The 782-nt window shown below is 45.3% G+C and carries 1 protein-coding gene; it reads left to right on the top strand.

The genetic code is table 11. The annotated features are described in order from the left end of the window. On the top strand, positions 1-782 hold a 782-nt coding region (locus tag LKE08_RS10130; protein WP_324704099.1), incomplete at both ends, for a reverse transcriptase domain-containing protein.

Raw genomic sequence — 782 nt, 5'->3', positions numbered from 1 at the left:
CAAGCGGCTCAATCGGGACAGGATGCAAAAGCTAGAAGGTTGCAGAGACTCCTTTTGAAGTCATACTACGCAAGGCTCCTAGCGGTAAGGCGAGTGACCCAAGATAACCAAGGCAAGAAAACAGCCGGAGTAGATGGTGTGATAGCAATATCCCCGAAACAAAGGTTTGAACTTGTTGAAGAAATCAAAGGAAACTTCAAAGCCAAGCCATTACGGAGAATTTGGATACCAAAACCTGGACGGGATGAAAAACGCCCTCTGGGAATCCCAACAATCCGAGACAGAGCCAAGCAAGCCTTGGTCAAAATGGCAATGGAACCCTACTGGGAACCAAAATTTGAGGGAACAAGTTATGGGTTTCGACCCGGACGCTCAACCCTTGACGCAATTGGCAGAATATTTATTAGTATCAACAAAATGGGATATTACGTCCTTGATGCCGATATTGCCAAATGCTTCGACCAGATTGACCATGGTTACCTGCTATCCAAACTTCATTGTCCAACGACCATAAGGCATAATATCAAACAATGGTTAAAAGCCGGGGTTATTGACAATGGTGTATTTGACGACACGAAAGCCGGGACACCCCAAGGAGGGGTAATAAGTCCACTCCTCGCCAACATCGCACTGGATGGAATGGTGAGGCATATCGAGAAACTATTCCCCATACATAGAGTTGAAGGGAAAGTTATCAACACAACAGTCGTTAGATATGCCGATGATTTTGTGGTCATATCACAAAGCCGCGAAATCATTGAACAGTGCAAGATTGCTATCTC

This window comes from Lyngbya sp. CCY1209 (genome assembly GCF_035615495.1).
Classification (GTDB): Bacteria; Cyanobacteriota; Cyanobacteriia; order Cyanobacteriales; family Microcoleaceae; genus Limnospira.
Note: the sequence above shows the minus strand (reverse complement) of the source record. Positions and strands in the feature narration are given on the sequence as shown.